The organism is Pseudomonas sp. LBUM1676, assembly GCF_059695605.1.
The window spans coordinates 3054260-3075429 of the sequence record NZ_CP166777.1 but is presented as its reverse complement, the minus strand read 5'-3'; the positions used below and the strand labels follow the sequence as shown (position 1 = coordinate 3075429).

Below are 21170 nucleotides of genomic sequence, written 5' to 3'. Positions count from 1 at the left end.
AAGGTCCTCATTCCTTGATGCAATCGACGGTGTAAAGCCGTCCATTGCCCTCGTCTTCGTGTTGCAAGCCGTGCACATCCGCGACAAAGCCCGGGAAGCTGCTGTCGAACGTACGGGCAAACGCCAGGTAATCGTTGATCGAGCGCGTCGACTCGGTAAAGCGCTCGCCGGGCATGATCAACGGAATCCCCGGCGGGTATGGCACCAGCATCACGGCAGCGATCCGCCCGTCCAGGGCATCGATGGACACCGCTTCAACTTCGCCACGCACCAACTGATCATAGGCGTCGGATGGCTTCATGGCGACTTCCGGCAAAACGGTGTACATGCGCTTGAGGTGTTTGGCCGTGGCGTTGCTGCGGTAGCAGGCGTGCAATTGGTCGCAAAGGTCGCGCAGCCCCATGCCCTGATAGCGCGCGAGATTCTCCTGCGCCACGCACGGCAGGCAAGTGGCGAGACTGACGTTGGCATCGTAGCTGCGCTTGAATTCCAGCAGCTCGGTCAGCAGCGTGCTCCATTTGCCCTTGGTGATGCCCATGGAGAACAGCACCAGGAATGAATATAGCCCGGTTTTCTCGACCACCAGTCCACGCTCCCAGAGGAACTTGCTGACCACCGCCGCCGGAATCCCGCGCTCGCTGAGGGCGCCGCCTGCGGTCAGGCCGGGCATCACCAGGGTGACCTTGATCGGATCGAGCAGTACGTAGTCATCGGTCACGCCGCCGAAGCCGTGCCAATCGGCGTCGGGTTGCAGCAGCCAGTCTTCGGTGACAACACGCTCGATGCCTTCCACCGAGGGCGGCTGCCAGATGGAAAACCACCAGTCATCCGCGGCAATGTGCTGCCGCAGATTAGCCAGGGCGCGCCGGAAACTCAGGGCCTCGTCGAACATTTCCTGCAACAGCGAACGTCCTGCCGGACCTTCCATCATGGCCGACGCCACGTCCAGCGAGGCGATGATGCTGTACTGCGGCGAGGTGGAGATGTGCATCATGAACGCTTCGTTGAAGCGATCCCGGTCCAGCTGCCGCGCGCCGCCGTCCTGGACATGAATCATTGAGGCCTGGCTGAACGCCGCCAACAGTTTGTGGGTGGAATGGGTGGTGAACACCAGCGGGCTGTCCTCACTGCGGGACGTGCCCATGCCGTAACGCCCGGCGAAAAACTCATGGAACGCCGCATAGGCGTACCAGGCCTCGTCGAAATGCAACACCTCGACGCTGTTGCCCAGATGCTGCTTGATCAGCTCGGCGTTGTAACAGAGGCCGTCATAGGTCGAGTTGGTGACCACCGCAAGTTTGACCTTGGGCGCCCGGCCCTTGGTCAGCGGGCTGGCGTCGATCTTGGCCTGGATCGATTCGCGACTGAATTCGCTCAACGGAATCGGCCCGATGATCCCCAGCTCATTGCGCTCCGGGCACAGGTACAGCGGGATGGCGCCGGTCATGATGATCGAATGCAGCACCGACTTGTGACAGTTGCGATCCACCAGCACCAGGTCGTCCCGGGCGACCATCGAATGCCAGACGATCTTGTTGGCGGTCGACGTGCCATTGATGACGAAAAAGGTGTGATCGGCGCCGAAGTTGCGCGCGGCACGGGCCTCCGCGGCGGCCAGGGGGCCGGTGTGATCGAGCAGCGAACCCAGTTCCGGCACCGACACCGACAGGTCCGAGCGCAGGGTGTTTTCCCCGAAGAACTGGTGGAACGCCTGCCCCACCGGACTCTTGTGGTACGCCACGCCACCGCCATGACCGGGGGTGTGCCAGGAGTAATTGGAGTCGGCGGTGTGTTGCACCAGGGCTTTGAAGAACGGTGGCAGCAGGCCATCGAGGTACTTGCGCGCGGCGCGGGCCACCTGTCGGGCGAGGAAGGGCACGGTGTCTTCGAACAGGTACAGAATGCCGCGCAGCTGATTGAGTTCAGCCATGGCATCGGCCGGGGCGTTTTCCAGGGTCACCTGTTCGCCCAGGGCGAAGATCGGCAGGTCCGGCGCACGAACCCGCGCCAGGCCGATCAGCTCGGCCATGTTATGCAGCAGATGCGAGTGGGCGCTGGCGTCTTCGGCGGCAATCAACATGCACGAGAGGCCGTGATGGGTCGAGGCGACCAGGCGCCCCTCGGTGTAATTGACCGCCGAAACAATGCTGAAGCCTTCCTGCTCAAGTTCCCGGGCGATGCCACGCACACGGTCACCGGCGACGGTGTCGGCCTTGATGTCGCGGTGGACGATCAGGACCGGGAATTTCAGATCTTTATACATGAGGCTCAGTGTCCTGAGGCGGCGGGCCGTGGCCTGCCAATCACCTCAGGGTAGAGGGTTGGAGCGCATGTGGCGAGTGCCGTGCCCTGAAATGGGTCATTGGGCGCGGTACGCGTTATCAAGATCTTTAAAGATTCACGCCTGGGCCTTGGCCTCGGCCAGTTGTTGCCACAGCGATGGCGCGCCGGCGGACTTGGCGATGGCTTCCAGGCGGGCAATGTGTTGGGCCAGGTCATCTTCGCTGGCGCGGATGATTCGTGTCGGTTGACGGTCGGCGGGCAAGCGGCGGATTTCCGTGGCCGAGTTGTCCGCGCCTTCACCGGAACCGTTGCCATCGGAAGCGTTACCGGCCAGGGACAGGCTGGTCTGGCCGCCGGTCATGGTCAGGTAGACGTCGGCCAAGATCTCGGAGTCGAGCAAGGCGCCGTGGAGTTCGCGGCCGGAGTTATCGACGCCATAGCGTTTGCACAAGGCATCGAGGCTGTTGCGCTGCCCGGGGTGACGCTCCCGGGCCATCATCAGGGTATCGAGGATCGTGCAATGTTGGGTGATGTCGGCGCGGTCGTGCAGGCCCATCAGCGCGAATTCGTTGTTGATGAAGCCAACGTCGAACGCCGCGTTATGGATGATCAGCTGCGCGCCCTTGATGAACTCGAAGAACTCTTCGGCCACTTCGGTGAAACGCGGTTTGCCCACCAGGAATTCGTTGGTGATGCCGTGGACGCCGATGGCGCCTTCATCACTCTCGCGATCCGGTTGCAGGTAAACGTGAAAATGCCGGCCCGTCAGGCGCCGACCGATCAACTCGACACAACCGATTTCGATAATCCGGTGGCCATCGGTCACCGGCATGCCGGTGGTTTCGGTATCGAGTACAACGGATCTGGTGGCCATCAGTGCTCAGCTCTCAGCGGGTCATTCTTGCAAAAGCGGCGATGTTAACATGCTCGCGGGATCCGGCGCGCCACGCCAAGTGACGCAAACGCCGTGGATTTTCAGCAAAATTGCGTCACCGTTCATCGCGAGCAAGCTCGCTCCCACAGGGGATTTGCGCCCAATAGAGATCCAATGTGGGAGCGAGCTTGCTCGCGATGGCCGCGACGCGGTGCATTGGCAGAAACTCAATCAGGCCTGCTTGTACCCGCGCACTTCATCCACGCCACGGTTGGCCAGCTGGTCGGCCCGTTCGTTGCCGTGATGGCCGATGTGCCCGCGCACCCACTTCCAGGTGACGTTGTGCCGGTTGACCTGCTCATCCAGTAGCTTCCACAGATCGGCATTTTTTACCGGTTCCTTCGCCGCAGTCTTCCAGCCGCGCTTCTTCCAGTTGTCCATCCACTCGTTGATGCCTTTCATCACGTACTGGGAGTCGGTCACCAGCAGCACGTCGCAGGAGCGCTTGAGCTCTTCCAGACCGCGGATCGCGCCCTTCAGCTCCATGCGGTTGTTGGTGGTGTTGGCTTCGCCGCCCCAGAGTTCTTTTTCAACGCCCTTGCACACCAGCAATGCGCCCCAGCCGCCAGGGCCAGGATTGCCTTTGCAGGCGCCGTCGGTGAAGAGTTCTACGCTATCGCTCATGCCAATCTATCCAGAAAATGCGGTGGCTCGCCGATCCCGGGACCGACGATGCCCGAGGCCGGGACAAACCCGGCCGGGAATATGAATGTGTATTACGGTTCGAGGCGGCGACGATTGACCTTGGCCATCGGCAACGGAATCAACTTGCCCATCGGCTCGCGTCGCTCCTGACGCACCGGCCGCAGCCCCACCACGATCTTGCGCGCCACCAATAAATAGAAGCCGCCACCCGACAGTTGCCAGTCACCGGCCTTGCGCTCCCAACCGGCCAGACGGGCTTGCCAGGCAGGTGACGCAAGCGGCGGACGATAGCACCCGAAGCGGCGTTTCTCCAGCGCAAAACCCAGCAGGTTCAGCCAGTCGCCGACCCTGGAGGGGGAAATGCAGCGCGCCTTGCGCATGGCATCGTGAGCGAACATATGGCGCAAGCCCCAGGTGCTCCAGGGGTTGATCCCGATGATCAGCAAATGACCGCCGGGCCGCACGCTGCTGGCCGCTTCGCGCAGCAAACCGTGGGGCGACAGGCAGAAATCCAGCCCGTGCTGCAACACCACCACATCGGCGGCATGCTCGCTCAACGGCCACGCCTGCTCTTCACAGACGATCTCGACCCCCGGCAACGGCGCGCCGAGCCGTACATTGCGCTGCACCTGCGGCGCTGACGGCGGTGTCTGTGCCGAAGGACCGTAATGCACCAGGTAGCCACCAAAGAACCGGCCCAACTCGTCTTCGAGCATGCGCCGTTCTTCGTCCAGCAGAAATTGCCCGATCGGGCCGGACAGCCATTCACGGGCCGCGCTGATCAACGTCAGCCACTCAGGATCGGCCTGAGCGAACGCTTTATCGGTCATTGCATTTCTCCAACGCGCCAGGAAGTTCTAAGATGCGCCATTGTTTTCCGCTTGGCGAATCCGACGATGATACAGATCACTGCCCTGCCCGCCTTCACCGACAACTACATCTGGTTGTTACAAGACCACCACACCCGGCGCTGTGCAGTCGTCGATCCGGGGGATGCCGCGCCCGTCCAGGCCTGGCTCGCGGCGCACCCGGAATGGGTGCTGAGCGATATTCTGATCACTCACCATCATCATGACCATGTGGGCGGCGTCGAGCAGCTGAAGAAAGCGACAGACGCCACCGTCTATGGCCCGGCCAGTGAAACCATCCCGGCGCGGGATATCGCGCTCAAGGACAGCGACCGCTTTCGCGTCCTGGACTGCGACTTCGAGGTCATCGAAGTCCCCGGCCATACACTCGGCCACATTGCCCTTTATCACCAGGGCCTGCTGTTCTGCGGCGACACCCTGTTTGCCGCCGGTTGCGGACGCCTCTTCGAAGGCACGCCCGAACAGATGCACAGCTCGCTGAGCCGCCTTGCCGCCCTTCCCGAGGATACGCTGGTCTACTGCGCCCATGAATACACCCTGAGCAATCTGCGCTTTGCCGCCGCGGTCGAACCGGGTAACCCCGACATCGCCGAGCGGCTGGCCAACGTCACGCGTCAACGGGACGCCGGGATCATCACCCTGCCGTCGACGCTGGCCCTGGAAAAGCTCACAAATCCGTTTTTGCGCACCGGCGAAACATCCGTTAAAGAAAAAGTGGACGAACGGGATGGAACTCATAACCGGGCTCCGAGTGCGGTCTTTGCTGCTCTTCGTGCCTGGAAAGATAAGTTCTAAGCAGCCTCGCCGATGGTACAAAAATTCTGAATGGTTGACCTGGGGGGGTGCGCTTTCTAGAATCCCCCGACATTTTTGCCCGGAACTTACTTCCAGCCAATGTCGTCATCCATACGTAAAGCCATCAATACAGACGCATTGACCCGCCTGGCTCAAGCCATCGCGGTGGCTGTGTCCGCCACCCTGGCGGGCTGTTCCAGCCATGTGCCGCAGACCGAAGCGACACACACTCCGAATATCGCCGCTCGAGCCAAGCCAAAGCCTGTGCTGCTCAGCGTAAAACCGACGCCGCAAATACCCCAGGATGTCTGGGAGCGCATGCGCCAGGGCTTCCAGCTGCAGGACACCGTCGGCGTCAACCCGCGCATCGAGCAACAGCGCCTGTGGTTCGCCAGCAACCCGTCCTTTCTCGAAAGCGCCGGCGAGCGCGGCAGCCTGTACATTCATTACATCGTCGAACGCCTTGAAGAACGCAACATGCCACTGGAGCTGGCGCTGCTGCCGGTGATTGAAAGCGCCTACAACCCGATGGCCTATTCCCGGGCCAACGCGGTGGGCCTGTGGCAATTCATCCCTTCCACCGGTCGCTACTTCAACCTGCGTCAGACCCGCTTCTACGATGGCCGTCGCGACATCACCGCCTCGACCACGGCGGCGATGGATTACCTGACCCGCCTGCATGACATGTTCAACGGCGACTGGTTGCTGGCCCTGGCGGCCTACAACGCGGGCGAAGGCACAGTCAGCCGAGCCATCGAGCGTAACGAGAAGCTCGGCCTGCCGACCGATTACTGGAACCTGCCGCTACCGGCCGAAACCCAGGCCTACGTGCCGAAGCTGCTGGCGCTGTCGCAAGTGGTACTGGCACCCGACGCCTACGGCGTGAACCTCAACCCGATCGCCAACGAACCCTACTTCCAGGTCGTCGAAATCAACCAGCGCATGGACCTGTCCAAGGTTGCCGCGGTGGCCAACATCGACGAAGACGAACTGTTCCAGCTCAATCCGGCGTTCAAACAGCGCACCACCATTGATGGCCCCCAGCATTTGCTGGTGCCGACGTCCAAGGCGCAGTTGCTGACCACCAGCCTGTCGACCATGCGCCCCGACGAGTTGATCAGCAAAAAGCCACTCAAGCCTGTCTTCGAAGGCGCCGACAGCCCTGCAATCGCCGGCGTCAAGCGTTCCTACCGGGTCAAGCGCGGCGACAACCTGGGCACCATTGCCAAAGCGAACAAGGTCGACGTCAAGGACCTGCAGCGCTGGAACAAACTGACCGGCAAGAATCTCAAGGCCGGCCAGACCCTGGTCATGCAGGACACCACCAAGCGCGGTTCCGGGCGCGTCAACACCGTGGTCGCGGCCAGCAACAAGAAGCAGCAGACCCAGTACAAGGTCAAGCAAGGCGACTCGCTGTACATGGTGGCCAAGCGTTTCAACGTGGAAATGCAACACCTCAAGCGCTGGAACCCGCGGGTGGGCAAGGCGCTGAAACCGGGGCAGATGTTGACGGTTGCTTCGCCGCATTAAAACGAGCCCCTGATTCAGGGGCTTTTTTTTGCCTGTTGTTTCAAGAATGGCCTTTCTTCTCAGCAATTAACCCCGCACTAAAACCCCGTCTTTTTCCTGTCCATACAAGCTGTTACTGTACGACCCACAAAGCCCAAGCCGCCTGGATCGGATCTCTGACTTGAAGCGTCCCCTCCTCCTGTTCCTGATCAGCCTGGCCTTGAGCTCCCCCGCAAGCGCGACAATCAGCGAAAGCCATGGTTATGCGCAGTTCGGCACGCTCAAGTACCCGGCCAGATTTACCCACTTCGACTGGGTCAACCCGCAAGCGCCCAAGGGCGGTACATTGCGGGTGATGGCATTTGGCACCTTCGATACGCTCAACCCTTACACGTTCAAGGGGTCGAGCCCGGTTTCCACGCCCAATTTCCTGCAGTACGGCATCAACGAGCTCAACGAAACACTGATGGTCGGCACCGGCCAGTACGCGCCGTCCGGCGACGAGCCGACGTCCAGTTATGGCCTGATCGCGCAATCGGTGGAATACAGCGAGGACCGCAGCTGGGTGGTGTTCAACCTGCGTCCGCAAGCGCGGTTCCACGATGGCTCGCCGATCACCGCGTACGACGTCGCGTTTTCCTACCGCCTGCTGCTCAAGGAAGGTCATCCGCAGTACCGCACCCATCTGCAGGAAGTGCTGCGAGTCGACATCCTCAACCCGCAGCGCATCCGCTTCGTCTTCAAGCGCGCCGGCAATCCGTTGCTGATCCTGCGCCTGGGCGAATTGCCGGTACTGCCGCAGCATTACTGGAAAAGACGGGACTTCAAGGCCACCACCTTCGAGCCGCCCCTGGGCAGCGGACCGTATCGCATCACCTCGGTCACCCCAGGACGCCAGATCGTTTTCGAACGGGTCAAGGATTACTGGGGCGCGGATCTGCCGGTCAATCGCGGCAAGTACAACGTCGACCGCATGGAAGTCGAGTTCTACCGTGACAGCGACGTCGCGTTCGAAGCCTTCAAGGCCGGCGAGTTCGACATCTACATCGAACACCAGGCAAAAAACTGGGAAAACGGCTACAAGTTCCCGGCGGTGCGCCGCGGCGAAGTGATCAAGGCGCAGATCCCGCACCAGATCCCGACCCAGACCCAGGGCCTGTTCATGAACAGCCGGCGCCCGACCTTTTCCGAGGCCAGGGTCCGGGAAGCATTGGGGATGATGTTCGACTTTGAATGGACCAACCGCACACTGTTCGGCGGCGCCTACCAGCGCGCCCTGAGTTACTACCCCAACAGCGAGTTTTCGGCCACCGGCCTGCCCGTTGGCCACGAGTGGCTGATGCTCAAGCCCTATCGTGAGCAACTGCCCGCCAAACTGCTCACCGAACCGTTCAGCTTGCCGCAGACCCAAGGCCGCGGCATCCCCCGGGAAACCCTGCGCAAGGCCCTGGGCCTGCTGGCCGAGGCTGGGTGGAAGCTCAATGGCCAGCGCCTCCAGAACGCCGCCGGGCAACCGTTGCGCCTGGAGATCCTGCTGGTCAACCCGAACCTGGAACGCATCCTCCAGCCTTACGCCGAGAACCTCGCCAGCATCGGCATCGACGCGCGCCTGCGCACGGTGGATCGCGCCCAGTATAAACAGCGCCTCGACCAGTTCGATTTCGACATGATCCTGATGACCCTCAATCAGACCCTCAGCCCGGGCCTTGAGCAATGGCAGTACTTTCATTCCAGCCAGGTCGGGGTCAAGGGCAGCAAAAACTACGCAGGCATCGCCAACCCGGTGGTCGACCACTTGCTCGAACAATTGCTCGCCGCCAAGACCCGCGACGAACAGGTCGCCGCCGGCAAGGCGCTGGACCGGGTGCTGCTGTGGCAGCACTACATCATTCCCAACTGGTACCTCAATTATCACCGCCTGGCCTACCGCAACCGGTTCGCCTTTGTCACCACGCCGCCCTACACCCTGGGCCTGAGCGCATGGTGGCTGAAATCTTCGGAGAAGGATCGATGAAACCCGTACGTGCCCTGCTGTTGCACGCCAGCGGCCTGTTGTTCGCCGGGCTGGCCTGCGCCGCCCCGCAACATGCCCTGACCTTGTACAACGAGCCGCCGAAGTACCCGGCGGGCTTCCAGCATTTCGATTACGTGAACCCCGATGCACCCAAGGGCGGGATTTTCCGCCAGGCCGGGTTTGGCGGCTTCGACAGCCTCAACCCGTTCATCAGCAAGGGCGTACCGGCCGACGACATCGGCCTGATTTACGACACCCTGGCCAAACAGGGCCTGGACGAGCCGTTCACCGAGTACGGGCTGGTCGCCGGCCAGATCGAGAAAGCCCCGGACAACAGTTGGGTGCGTTTTTACCTGCGCCCCGAAGCACACTTCCATGACGGCCATCCGATCCGTGCCGAAGACGTGGTGTTCAGCTTCGAGACCCTGACCAGAGACGGCGCTCCGCTCTACCGCGGCTACTACAGCGACGTCGCCGAAGTGATTGCCGAAGACCCGCTCAAAGTGCTGTTCAAATTCAAGCACAGCAACAACCGCGAATTGCCGCTGATCCTCGGCCAGTTGCCGGTGCTGCCCAAACACTGGTGGGCCAGCCGCGATTTCAACAAGGGCAACCTGGAAATGCCCTTGGGCAGCGGTCCCTACAAGGTCAGCGAAGTGAAGGCCGGGCGTTCGGTGCGCTATGAACGGGTGAAGGACTACTGGGGCAAGGACCTGCCGGTCAACCGAGGGTTCTACAACTTCGATGTGATGACCACCGACTATTACCGCGACAACACCGTGGCCCTGGAAGCGCTCAAGGCCGGGCAGTTCGATTACTGGCTGGAGATGGCGGCGAAGAACTGGGCCAACGCCTACAACATCGCGGCCGTCACCGAGGGCCGATTGATCAAGGAACAGATCCCCAACGGCAACCCCACCGGCATGCAAGGCTTCGTGTTCAACCTGCGCCGTGCGCTGTTCCAGGACGTACGGGTGCGCCAGGCCCTGACCCTGATGCTGGACTTCGAATGGACCAACAAGCAACTGTTCAACGGCGCCTACGCGCGCACCCGCAGCTATTTCGAGAATTCGGAAATGGCCGCCAGCGGCCTGCCGGACGCCGATCAGCTGGCGATTCTCGACCCCTTCCGCGGCAAGATCCCCGAGCAGGTGTTCACCGAGACCTTCCAGAACCCGGTCACCGATGGCAGCGGCATGATCCGCACCCAGCAACGCAAGGCCTATCAACTGTTGCAGGAGGCCGGCTGGCGCATCGTCGACGACAAGATGGTCGACGCCACCGGCAAACCGGTGAGCCTCGAGTTCCTGCTGGCCCAGACCGAATTCGAGCGCGTGCTGCTGCCGTTCAAGCGCAACCTGAGCGACTTGGGCATCGAGCTGGTGATCCGCCGGGTCGACGTCTCGCAGTACATCAACCGCGTACGCTCGCGGGACTTCGACATGATCGTCGGCAGCTTCCCGCAGTCCAACTCGCCAGGTAACGAACAGCGCGAATTCTGGATGTCCGCCGCCGCCGACAAACCCGGCAGCCGCAACTCCATGGGGCTCAAAGACCCGGTGGTGGATCAACTGGTCGAGCAATTGATCAACGCTGACTCGCGCAAAAGCCTGGTGGCCCATGCCCGGGCACTGGACCGGGTGCTGCAATGGGGCTACTACGTGATCCCCAACTGGCACATCAAGACCTGGCGCGTGGCCTACTGGAACCACATCGGCCACCCGGACATCTCACCCAAGTACGACGTCGGCATCAACACCTGGTGGATCAAGCCCGACGCTACACCTGCGGTAGAAGTCGAAACCAAACTGCAAGCCGACCCTGCGGGCACGGAGTAACCAGATGCTGGCGTATATTTTTCGGCGATTGCTGCTGATCATCCCGACCTTGCTCGGCATTTTGCTGATCAACTTCGTGATCATCCAGGCCGCCCCCGGCGGGCCGGTGGAACAGATGATCGCCAAGCTCGAAGGCTTCGAAGGCGCCACCAGCCGCATCGCCGGCGGTGGTGCCGAAGTGTCCGTGGCCGGCTCGGCCTACCGCGGCGCCCAGGGCCTGGACCCGGCGCTGGTGAAGGAAATCGAGCACATGTACGGCTTCGACAAATCGGCGCCGGAACGCTTGTGGATCATGATCAAGAACTACGCGACCCTGGATTTCGGCGACAGCTTCTTCCGCGATGCCAAGGTCATCGACCTGATCAAGGAAAAGATGCCGGTGTCGATCTCCCTCGGGCTGTGGAGCACGCTGATCATGTACCTGGTCTCGATCCCCCTGGGGATCGCCAAGGCCACGCGTCACGGCAGCCACTTCGACGTCTGGACCAGTTCGCTGATCATCGTCGGCTACGCGATCCCGGCGTTCCTGTTCGCCATCCTGCTGATCGTGCTGTTTGCCGGCGGCAGTTATCTTGACTGGTTCCCGTTGCGCGGCCTGACCTCGAACAACTTCGACGAGCTGAGCATGGGCGGCAAGATCCTCGACTATTTCTGGCACCTGGCGTTGCCGGTGACGGCGCTGGTGATCGGCAACTTCGCAACCATGACCCTGCTGACCAAGAACAGCTTCCTCGACGAGATCAACAAGCAATACGTGGTCACCGCCAAGGCCAAGGGCCTGACCAACCACCGCGTGCTCTATGGCCATGTGTTCCGCAATGCCATGCTGTTGGTGATCGCCGGGTTCCCGTCGGCGTTCATCGGCATCTTCTTCACCGGCTCGTTGCTGGTGGAGGTGATCTTCTCCCTCGATGGCCTCGGGCTGATGAGTTTCGAGGCGGCGATCAACCGCGATTACCCGGTGGTGTTCGGCACGCTGTTCATTTTCACCCTGCTGGGTCTGGTGGTGAAACTGATCGGCGACCTCACCTACACCTTTGTCGATCCGCGCATCGACTTCGAAAGCCGGGAGCATTGAGATGAACCTGTCCCCTCTCAATCGCCGACGTTTCGAACTGTTCAAGGCCAACAAGCGTGGCTGGTGGTCGCTGTGGCTGTTCCTGCTGCTGTTCGGCCTGAGCCTCGGCGCCGAGCTGATTGCCAACGACAAGCCGCTGGTGGTGCACTACGACAACGGCTGGTACTTCCCGGCGCTCAAGCGCTACCCGGAAACCGCCTTCGGCGGCGAATTCCCGCTGGAAGCCAACTACAAGAGCCCGTACATCCGCGAACTGCTCAAGGCCAAGGACGCCTGGGTGCTGTGGGCGCCAATTCCCTACAGTTACCAGAGCATCAACTACGACCTGAAAGTCCCCGCCCCCGCGCCGCCTTCGACGGACAACCTGCTCGGCACCGATGATCAGGGGCGCGACGTGTTGGCACGGGTGATCTATGGCTTCCGGATTTCGGTGCTGTTTGCCCTGACCCTGACCATTCTCAGCTCGATCATCGGCGTCATCGCCGGAGCCTTGCAGGGTTTCTACGGCGGTTGGGTCGACCTGGCCGGGCAGCGCTTCCTGGAGATCTGGTCCGGGTTGCCGGTGCTGTACCTGCTGATCATCCTCGCCAGTTTCGTCCAGCCCAACTTCTGGTGGTTGCTGGGGATCATGCTGCTGTTTTCCTGGATGAGCCTGGTGGATGTGGTCCGCGCCGAGTTCCTGCGTGGGCGCAACCTGGAATACGTGCGCGCGGCCCGGGCGCTGGGCATGCAGAATGGTGCGATCATGTTCCGCCACATCCTGCCCAACGCCATGGTCTCGACCATGACCTTCATGCCGTTCATCCTGACCGGCGCCATCGGCACCCTGACCGCCCTCGACTTCCTGGGCTTCGGTCTGCCGCCGGGCGCGCCGTCCCTGGGTGAACTGGTGGCCCAGGGCAAATCCAACCTGCAGGCGCCGTGGCTGGGCATGAGCGCGTTTGCGGTGCTGGCGCTGATGTTGAGTCTGCTGGTGTTCATCGGCGAGTCCGCTCGCGATGCCTTCGACCCGAGGAAGTGAAATGAATCAGGACAATCTGATCGAAGTGCGCGACCTGGCCGTCGAATTTGTCGTCGGCCAGCGCGTTCAGCGGGTGGTCGAAGGCGTGAGCTTCGACATCAGGCGCGGCGAAACCCTGGCCCTGGTGGGTGAAAGCGGCTCCGGCAAATCGGTGACCGCGCACTCGATCCTGCGCCTGCTGCCCTACCCGCTGGCCCGGCATCCGTCCGGCACCATCGAGTATTCCGGGCAAAACCTGCTGAGCCTGAAAGAAAAAACCATTCGCCACATCCGCGGCAACCGGATCGCGATGATTTTCCAGGAACCGATGACCTCGCTCAATCCGCTGCACTCGATCGAGAAGCAGATCAACGAGGTGTTGAGCATCCACAAAGGCCTGATCGGCAAAGTCGCGACCAAACGCACATTGGAATTGCTGGAGATGGTCGGCATCCCCGAGCCGGAGAAGCGCCTCAAGGCCCTGCCCCACGAATTGTCCGGTGGTCAACGCCAACGGGTGATGATCGCCATGGCCCTGGCCAACGAGCCGGAACTGCTGATCGCCGACGAACCGACCACCGCGCTGGATGTGACCGTCCAGCTGAAAATACTCGAATTGCTCAAGGAACTGCAGGCCCGCCTGGGCATGGCGCTGCTGCTGATCAGCCACGATTTGAACCTGGTACGAAGAATTGCGCATCGCGTATGTGTCATGCAGCGCGGTTGCATCGTCGAACAGGCATCGTGCGAAGAGTTGTTCCGCGCGCCGCAGCATCCGTACACTCGGGAACTGCTGGCAGCGGAGCCCGACGGGACGCCGGCGACCAACGTCATCGGCCCGCCGTTGTTGCAAGTCGAGGACCTGAAAGTCTGGTTCCCGATCAAGAAAGGCTTGCTGAAGAAGACCGTGGATCACATCAAGGCGGTCGACGGCATCAATTTCAGCCTGCCCCAGGGCCAGACCTTGGGGATCGTGGGAGAAAGCGGGTCGGGAAAATCGACCCTCGGCCTGGCGATTTTGCGGCTGATCGGCAGTCAGGGCAGCATCCGTTTTGAAGGCAAGCAGCTAGACTGCCTGTCGCAGCAACAGGTTCGGCCGCTGCGCCGGGAGATGCAGGTGGTGTTTCAGGACCCTTTCGGCAGCCTGAGCCCGCGGATGTGCGTGAGCCAGATCGTCGGCGAGGGCCTGCGGATCCACAAGATGGGCACCGAGGCGGAACAGGAACAAGCGATTATTGCGGCACTCGAGGAAGTAGGCCTGGACCCGGAAACCCGGAACCGCTACCCCCACGAATTTTCCGGCGGGCAACGGCAGAGAATCGCCATCGCCCGGGCATTGGTGTTAAAACCGGCGTTGATTCTGCTGGACGAGCCGACTTCGGCCCTCGACCGGACAGTGCAACGCCAAGTGGTGGAGCTTTTGCGTTCACTGCAAACCAAGTACAACCTGACGTATCTGTTTATCAGCCATGACCTGGCTGTCGTCAAAGCGCTAAGCCACCAGCTGATGGTGGTCAAGCATGGCCAAGTGGTCGAACAGGGAGACGCGCAAAGTATTTTTGCCGCCCCCCGACATCCGTATACACAGCAGTTGCTGGAAGCCGCTTTCCTGGCTCCCGCCACTGCGCAATAACCTGAAAGAGAGGAGCAACACATGGGTTTTCTCGCCGGTAAGCGCGTACTGATCGTCGGTGTCGCCAGCAAGCTGTCCATCGCATCCGGCATCGCTGCCGCCATGCATCGCGAGGGCGCTGAGCTTGCCTTCACTTATCAGAACGACAAACTCAAGGGTCGTGTCGAAGAGTTCGCACAGAGCTGGGGTTCCAACCCTGACCTGTGCTTCCCGTGCGACGTGGCCAGCGATGAAGAAATCGCCAAGGTTTTCGTTGAACTGGGCAAGAAGTGGGACGGCCTGGATTGCATCGTGCACTCCGTCGGCTTCGCCCCGGGCGACCAACTGGACGGCGACTTCACCGAAGCCACCACCCGTGAAGGTTTCCGCATCGCTCACGACATCAGCGCCTACAGCTTCGTGGCCCTGGCCAAAGCCGGTCGCGAAATGATGAAAGGCCGCAACGGCAGCCTGCTGACCCTGTCGTACCTGGGCGCCGAGCGCACCATGCCGAACTACAACGTGATGGGCATGGCCAAGGCTTCCCTGGAAGCGGGCGTGCGTTACCTGGCCGGTTCCCTGGGCCCGGACGGTACTCGCGTCAACTGCGTATCGGCAGGCCCGATCCGCACCCTCGCCGCTTCCGGCATCAAGAACTTCCGCAAGATGCTGGCCGCCAACGAAGCGCAAACCCCGCTACGTCGCAACGTCACCATCGACGAAGTCGGCAACGCCGGCGCCTTCCTGTGCTCGGACCTGGCGTCGGGCATCAGCGGCGAAATCATGTACGTGGACGGTGGTTTCAACACCACGGCCATGGGTAGCCTCGAAGAGTAATCTTCGGCTGACCCAATAAAAAACCCGCCTCTTCAGGCGGGTTTTTTGTGCCCGACATTCAGCACAGACTCGGTCAAATGTGGGAGCGAGCCTGCTCGCGAAGAGGCCGGAACAGACAGCGCGGCAACACCTGCCTACCGGTGCAACGCCCTTTCGGCCTCAACCAGCAGTTCCTCGACGCCATGGTGAAGATCGGCGTCGAACTCGATCTGCCCGATACTGAAACGAATGTCATAACCGCGATGCACCGTGGCATTGCGCTCGTCGAGCATTTCTTCGAGACGCGCCTTGATCGGGGGGATGTCCACCCAGCCCGAGCCGGTCAACAGCGCGACAAATTCATCATCGCCAAGGCGGCCGATCACGTCGTTTTCGCGAAACGCGATACGCAGCACATCGGCGAAGGTTTTCAGGGCGTCGTCGCCCTCGGCACGGCCATACAGTTCATTGATGTGCTTGAAGTCATCGAGGTCGAAAAACAGCAGGGTCACTGGTCGCCCCAGCTGCTGACAGGCGTCCAGCCCCATCTGGGCAAGCGCTGTGAAACCGTGGCGATTGGAGAGTAGCGTCAATTCATCCATGCTCGACATCTGCACGCCCATAAGCGCTTGCTCGGCCTTGCGGGCCAGTTCACGCAGCAATTCGCGCTCTTGCAGCGGCGTGCGCACGGGGTCTGCGAAAGCACTGTGTTTGACCGGTTTGCCTGGGATCAGCATTGCACACTCCATTGGCGGTTATGTCCTTTAGAGTCGTCCATACCCGGTATGACTCCCTGTTAACGGACCGCCGGTCAACTTCCCTCCTGTGGGCAGGGTCGTTCCGCCTGCGCCCACAGCTTGAATTGGCTGACAAAAATGTCGTGCAGCACCCCAAAGGCCGCCTCCATGGGCGGCCTTGTTATACGGGTTGGGGCTTAAAAGTCGGTGGACACCGACAGCTCACGCCAGGCCTGCAACTCGCCAGCGACGAAGCTGTTCTTGGCTTCGATCGCCGCGACACAGTCACTGCCCAGCGGCAAGCGCAGCGGGGCTTTTTCTGCTTGCACCAACGTGATCATGGCCTGGGCCAGTTTGTCCGGATCGCCAGGCTGATTCAGGGTGACTGCCTTGGCAACTCTGCGCACCTCACCCGCCGTGCTCTCGTAGTCGGCAATCGAGGCCGGGGATTCGACCAGGGAATTGCCTTCGAGGAATTCGGTACGGAAGTAACCGGGCTCGACAACGGTCACTTTCACCCCCAGCGGGGCCAGTTCGGCGTGCAGCGCTTCGCTCAAACCTTCGACGGCAAATTTGGTGGAGCAGTAGACGCCGAAGCCCGGCCCCGACGCGTAACCGCCCACCGAGGAGAGGTTGATCACATGGCCACTGCGCGCGGCGCGCATGTACGGCAGGACGGCGCGAGTGACATTCAGCAAGCCGAAGACGTTGGTTTCGTACAGGCGCCGTACTTCATCGGCGCTGGCTTCTTCCACTGCGCCGAGCAGGCCGAAACCGGCGTTATTGACCAGCACGTCGATGCGCCCGAAGTGGTCGATGGCCGCCTGGGCAACCGCAACGCCTTGCGCTTCGTGGGTAACATCCAGGGCGACGGCGAGCAAGCCAGGCTGCGCACCGAAGCGTTGAGTGATGGTGCTTGCGTCGCGGGCGGTCGCCACCACGGCATCGCCATTGGCCAGTGCGGCGGCAGCGATCTTTGCGCCGATACCGCGAGAAGCGCCAGTGATGAGCCAGACACGTTTGAAGTTGTGGGAAGTGGTCATGATCGCGAATCCTTGTTTGCAGTGGGGGTGAGCACAAGGTACGCAGGAAGATTGATCGGAAAAATGCCCTCGTGTTACAAGCACTATGAAACGCTCTTTCATAATGGCGCCGACATGAATCATGATCCTTTCGATGGCTTGACCGAGTTTCTCGCGGTGGCCGAGCATAAAAGCTTCACCCTCGCCGCAACCCGCCTGGCCGTTACACCGACCGCGATCAGCCATGCGATCAGACTGCTGGAACGGCGCACCGGCGTGCTGTTGTTCCAGCGCACCACACGCCGGGTGGCACTGACCGAAGCCGGCGCCAGCCTGTTTGCCCGTTTGCGTCCGGCGGCCAGTGAAATCGATGAAGCGCTGGCGGTGCTCAGCAGTTTTCGTGATCAGCCGATGGGCACGCTGCGGCTGACGGCACCACGCCTGTCCGGCACCCTGTTGATGGAGCCGCTGATTGCACTGTTCCGCCAGGCCTACCCGCAAGTTACGCTCGATATTTCCCTGGATGACGCCACGGTCGACCTGATGGCCGGCGGCTTCGATGCCGGGATTCGTCTGGGCGAGTCCATCGAAAAAGACATGATCGCGGTGCGCCTGACCCCCGATCTGCAATGGTCGGTGGTGGGTTCGCCAGATTATTTTGCCAGGGTCGGCACGCCATTGAGCCCTGAAGAACTGACGCGACATGACTGCATCGGCTTTCGCTTTTCGACGTCGGGCAGTGCCCATCGTTGGGAGTTTCGCCGCGAGGGACGGGACTTTACCGTCGGTGTCGAGGGCGGCGTGATCGTCAATGACCGCAGGTTGCTGGTGGCCGCCGCGCGAAGCGGTACGGGCCTGGCCTACGCCTGTGACCTGGAGATCGCCGACGAGCTGGCGGATGGGCGCCTGGAACGGGTGTTGCAACCCTTTGTGCCGCTCAGTACGGCGTTGTACCTGTACTTCCCCAGCCGTACCCAGACGCAGCCGAAACTGCGGGCGTTCATCGATCTGGCCACTCGCTGGATCGCCGACCAGGGTGGGCTTGGTCGTCGCTGAAACGCCTTCTTCAGGCCACTGCGCCCACCAGGCGTTTGCCCAGGCGATGTTGCGCCAGTCATATCGGCTCCATTGCACTCAGTCTGAAAGGAGCGTTTTGTCGATCTACGGTACGGTTGGACGACCATTGGCTGACTACGCTGAAATTCAGCATCAGCCACCCGTGGAGGAGCACTGCCATGCAACGCTTCCAGAAAATCACGCCCTGCCTGTGGTTCGACGATCAGGCTGAAGAGGCGGCGAAGTTTTACTGCTCGGTGTTCGATCATTCGAGAATCACCGCCACCACCCATTACGGTCACGCTGGCTTCGAGTTCCATGGCCGACCAGAAGGTTCGGTGATGACGGTCAGCTTCGAGCTCGACGGACACAGTTTCACTGGCCTTAACGGCGGTCCCGTTTTCAAGTTCAGCGAGGCTATCTCGCTCCAGGTCAACTGCCAGAATCAGGAAGAAGTCGACCACTTCTGGGGTACGCTTGGCGCCGGCGGCGTGCCCCAGGCCCAGCAATGCGGCTGGCTGAAGGACAAGTACGGGTTGTCCTGGCAAATCGTGCCGGTGGCCATGCTGGAGATGCTCAAGGACCCCGACACCAGGAAGTCCCAGCGCGCCATGGAGGCGATGCTGGGCATGAAAAAACTCGACATCGTCGCGCTGCAACGAGCCTTCGACGGCGCGAGCTAATACACTGCGAAGCTCACAGGCCGAGGACGCTGACCATGAAGCACACCATCGCCAAAGATGCTGACAAGGCCCCGCGTTTCTGGCGCGATGACGCCCTGCCCTTCATCGAAGCCCGTTCCATCGCCGACGGTCGCGAGGTCTGCTACACCCGCCACGCTCACGAGCACTTTTCCATCGGTGCGATCACCGCCGGATGCAGTACCTATGTCCACGAGCAATCGCAATGGCAGGTCGATGCGGGGACCGTGGTGCTGATGAATCCCGGCGATGTCCATGCCTGCAACCCCGTCGATAATCAGCCCTGGTCATACCTGATGCTGTACGTCGACACACCGTGGCTCACCGATTTGCAGCACCAGCTCGGATTCAGTCATGACCTGGCGTATAGACGGTTTGCCATCACCCATAACCACGACGCCGTGCTGTTTGCCGGCTTGAAGACGCTGTACCACGTGTTGATCGATCACCAGCAGGACGTACTGCGCAAACACAGCGCGGCCGTGGAGTTTTTCACCGAGGTACAGCTGCGACTGAATCCGGTCGACCCTCCGCTGCGCGAGCTCAATTTCAAACTGGAGCGGGCCGCCGACTATATCCGCGACAACTGCACGCAAATGCTCAAGCTCGAAGACATCTGTGAGGCCGCGCAATTGTCGCCGTCTTACCTGATCCGCGCGTTCAAGCAGCATTACGGCATGACGCCCCATGCGTTCCTGGTCAACCGGCGCATCCAGTTCGCCCGGGATCGACTGCGCAGCGGCAAATTGATCGCCGACGTCGCGCTGGAAGCGGGGTTCGCCGATCAGGCGCATTTTCAACGGGCGTTCAAGCAGCACCTGGCAGCGACACCGGGCCAGTATCGCGGCTAGGGCAACATCAGGTACACCGCACTCACCGCCAGCAACGACGCCATGATCCGGTTGAACCAGCGCATACCCGCCGGATTGTGCAAATAGCCGCGCAAAAAGGTCCCGGCATAGGCCCAGCAGCCGACGGACAGGTAGCAGATCACCAGGTACACCGCGGCAAACTGCCAGACCAGCCGCGCTTCGCCGTCGGCGACAAAGGCGCCCATGCCTGCTACGCAAGCCAGCCATGCCTTGGGATTGAGCCATTGCATCACGGCGCCGTAGAGCATCGAGGGCGCCCGGGCCGACGCATTCGCCTCAAGATGCCCCTGGTCGGCGGCCAGCTTGAAAGCCATATAGAGCAGGAACGCCACCCCCGCCCATTGCACCCCTCGCGTCAATCCCGGCCACAGCTGCAACAACTCATGCAGGCCCAACCCCATCAGCACCAGCAGCAAGACAAAGCCCAGGGTCGCACCGGCCACATGCCGTTGACTGGCGCGAAAACCGAAACGCGCCCCCGAACTCAACGCCACGATATTCACCGGCCCCGGCGTAATCGACGCCGCCAGGGCAAACGCCGCCATGGAAATTATCAGACTCATCGCACCTATCTTCCCTTCAATTGAACCAGGCCCCAAGGTAGAGGGCGCCTTAAGGGCTGTATTGAACAAAACTCCCCTCACCTGTACCGCGACTGGCGTTCGCCACTGTACGGGTCGCGCCTTGCATGCCTGTGCTAAAAATATCGCTCTTGCTTCAGGAGCGCCGCCATGGACCTTGCCACCCTCTCGCTGTTTCTCCCCGCCTGCTTCGCCTTGAACATGGCCCCGGGCCCGAACAACCTACTGTCGGTCAGCAACTCGACCCGCTACGGTTACCGCACGGCGTGTGTCGCCGGGATTGGCCGGCTGCTGGCCTTTGCCGGAATGATCGCCCTCGCGTCGGCGGGGCTGGCGGTGGTGCTGCGAACGTCGGAACTGCTGTTCTACGGGATCAAGATTCTTGGCGCGGCCTATCTGTTCTATCTCGCCTGGCAGTTGTGGCGGGCCGATCCGGGAACACAAGCCACTGACGCGGCAGCCCCCGTGGGCATGCTGAGACTGGCGCGGCAGGAGTTTCTGGTGGCGGCCGGCAATCCGAAAGCGATCCTGATCTTCACCGCGTTTCTGCCCCAGTTCGTCGACCCGACCCAGGCCATCACCCCGCAATTTGCCGTGTTGGGCGTGTTGTTCCTGTTGCTGGAATGGATCGCCATCGCGGCCTATGCCTACATGGGCCTGCACATGCGCCGCTGGTTCGCCCAGCCCCGGGGCAAGCGACTGTTCAATCGGTGCTGCGCGGGGTTGTTGTCGGCGGCGGCTTCGGTGTTGTTGATGGCGCGGCGGGCCTGAACAACCCACATTGGTCTGCGGTGTTCTGATGGATAGT

Annotated in this window: 19 protein-coding genes; 12 read left to right on the top strand and 7 right to left on the bottom strand. The window is 61.5% G+C overall.

What is annotated here, in order from left to right; translation table 11 throughout:
* Positions 1 to 7: 7 nt before the first annotated feature.
* The 4 genes from ACA041_RS14395 to ACA041_RS14380 all read right to left on the bottom strand — a co-directional run bounded on the left by ACA041_RS14395 (position 8) and on the right by ACA041_RS14380 (position 4692).
* Entirely contained in the window at positions 8 to 2263 is a 2256-nt protein-coding gene (locus ACA041_RS14395) for an Orn/Lys/Arg family decarboxylase (RefSeq protein ID WP_497441716.1), read from the bottom strand.
* A gap of 135 nt (positions 2264 to 2398) precedes the next feature.
* Positions 2399 to 3157, bottom strand: coding sequence for a DNA polymerase III subunit epsilon (dnaQ, locus tag ACA041_RS14390; protein WP_497441715.1), 759 nt, complete (start codon positions 3155 to 3157; stop codon positions 2399 to 2401).
* A 231-nt stretch (positions 3158 to 3388) separates the two neighbouring features.
* Positions 3389 to 3841, bottom strand: a complete 453-nt coding sequence (rnhA, locus tag ACA041_RS14385) for a ribonuclease HI (RefSeq protein WP_497441714.1) — start codon at positions 3839 to 3841, stop codon at positions 3389 to 3391.
* Positions 3842 to 3933: 92 nt separating this feature from the next.
* Positions 3934 to 4692, bottom strand: a complete 759-nt coding sequence (locus ACA041_RS14380; protein WP_497441713.1) for a class I SAM-dependent methyltransferase — start codon at positions 4690 to 4692, stop codon at positions 3934 to 3936.
* Positions 4693 to 4758: 66 nt separating this feature from the next.
* On the opposite strand from ACA041_RS14380, the gene gloB reads away from it, so the two are divergent.
* The 8 genes from gloB (at position 4759) to fabI (ending at position 15414) form a co-directional block, all read left to right on the top strand.
* A complete protein-coding gene (gene gloB / locus ACA041_RS14375) occupies positions 4759 to 5526 on the top strand; it encodes a hydroxyacylglutathione hydrolase (RefSeq protein WP_497441712.1) in 768 nt (255 codons plus the stop codon).
* Positions 5527 to 5625: 99 nt separating this feature from the next.
* The gene (locus tag ACA041_RS14370; RefSeq protein ID WP_497441711.1) at positions 5626 to 7056 is read left to right on the top strand and encodes a transglycosylase SLT domain-containing protein; all 1431 of its coding nucleotides are present in this window, start codon (positions 5626 to 5628) and stop codon (positions 7054 to 7056) included.
* Positions 7057 to 7216: 160 nt separating this feature from the next.
* On the top strand, positions 7217 to 9049 hold the full coding sequence (locus tag ACA041_RS14365) for an extracellular solute-binding protein (RefSeq protein ID WP_497441710.1): 1833 nt from the start codon (positions 7217 to 7219) through the stop codon (positions 9047 to 9049).
* Positions 9046 to 10887, top strand: a complete 1842-nt coding sequence (locus ACA041_RS14360; RefSeq protein ID WP_497441709.1) for an extracellular solute-binding protein — start codon at positions 9046 to 9048, stop codon at positions 10885 to 10887. The genes ACA041_RS14365 and ACA041_RS14360 overlap by 4 nt, the downstream gene beginning before the upstream one ends.
* A gap of 4 nt (positions 10888 to 10891) precedes the next feature.
* A complete protein-coding gene (locus ACA041_RS14355; RefSeq protein WP_064677970.1) occupies positions 10892 to 11965 on the top strand; it encodes a microcin C ABC transporter permease YejB in 1074 nt (357 codons plus the stop codon).
* 1 nt (position 11966) lies between these two features.
* Positions 11967 to 12986: an ABC transporter permease gene (locus tag ACA041_RS14350; RefSeq protein WP_150817216.1), complete on the top strand. Its 1020-nt coding sequence runs from the start codon at positions 11967 to 11969 to the stop codon at positions 12984 to 12986.
* A 1-nt stretch (position 12987) separates the two neighbouring features.
* Entirely contained in the window at positions 12988 to 14598 is a 1611-nt protein-coding gene (locus ACA041_RS14345; protein WP_497441708.1) for an ABC transporter ATP-binding protein, read from the top strand.
* Between the two features lie 21 nt (positions 14599 to 14619).
* On the top strand, positions 14620 to 15414 hold the full coding sequence (fabI, locus tag ACA041_RS14340) for an enoyl-ACP reductase FabI (RefSeq protein ID WP_008152082.1): 795 nt from the start codon (positions 14620 to 14622) through the stop codon (positions 15412 to 15414).
* A 134-nt stretch (positions 15415 to 15548) separates the two neighbouring features.
* Here the strand turns inward: fabI and ACA041_RS14335 are convergent, their stop codons facing one another.
* Together ACA041_RS14335 and ACA041_RS14330 are read right to left on the bottom strand one after the other, a co-directional pair.
* The gene (locus tag ACA041_RS14335; RefSeq protein ID WP_497441707.1) at positions 15549 to 16130 is read right to left on the bottom strand and encodes a GGDEF domain-containing protein; all 582 of its coding nucleotides are present in this window, start codon (positions 16128 to 16130) and stop codon (positions 15549 to 15551) included.
* Between the two features lie 197 nt (positions 16131 to 16327).
* Positions 16328 to 17173: an oxidoreductase gene (locus tag ACA041_RS14330; RefSeq protein ID WP_497441706.1), complete on the bottom strand. Its 846-nt coding sequence runs from the start codon at positions 17171 to 17173 to the stop codon at positions 16328 to 16330.
* A gap of 114 nt (positions 17174 to 17287) precedes the next feature.
* Here ACA041_RS14330 and ACA041_RS14325 point away from each other — a divergent pair, with 114 nt between their 5' ends.
* The 3 genes from ACA041_RS14325 (at position 17288) to ACA041_RS14315 (ending at position 19760) form a co-directional block, all read left to right on the top strand.
* Positions 17288 to 18208, top strand: a complete 921-nt coding sequence (locus tag ACA041_RS14325; RefSeq protein WP_497441705.1) for a LysR family transcriptional regulator — start codon at positions 17288 to 17290, stop codon at positions 18206 to 18208.
* A gap of 179 nt (positions 18209 to 18387) precedes the next feature.
* Positions 18388 to 18891, top strand: a complete 504-nt coding sequence (locus ACA041_RS14320) for a VOC family protein (protein WP_497441704.1) — start codon at positions 18388 to 18390, stop codon at positions 18889 to 18891.
* Positions 18892 to 18926: 35 nt separating this feature from the next.
* Positions 18927 to 19760, top strand: a complete 834-nt coding sequence (locus ACA041_RS14315) for a helix-turn-helix transcriptional regulator (RefSeq protein ID WP_497441703.1) — start codon at positions 18927 to 18929, stop codon at positions 19758 to 19760.
* Here ACA041_RS14315 and ACA041_RS14310 read toward each other — a convergent pair.
* Positions 19757 to 20344, bottom strand: a complete 588-nt coding sequence (locus ACA041_RS14310; RefSeq protein WP_497441702.1) for a LysE family translocator — start codon at positions 20342 to 20344, stop codon at positions 19757 to 19759. The two genes, ACA041_RS14315 and ACA041_RS14310, sit on opposite strands and share 4 nt — an antisense overlap.
* A 168-nt stretch (positions 20345 to 20512) precedes the next feature.
* Between ACA041_RS14310 and ACA041_RS14305 the strand changes: the two genes are divergently transcribed.
* Entirely contained in the window at positions 20513 to 21133 is a 621-nt protein-coding gene (locus tag ACA041_RS14305; RefSeq protein ID WP_497441701.1) for a LysE family translocator, read from the top strand.
* Positions 21134 to 21170 lie beyond the last annotated feature (37 nt).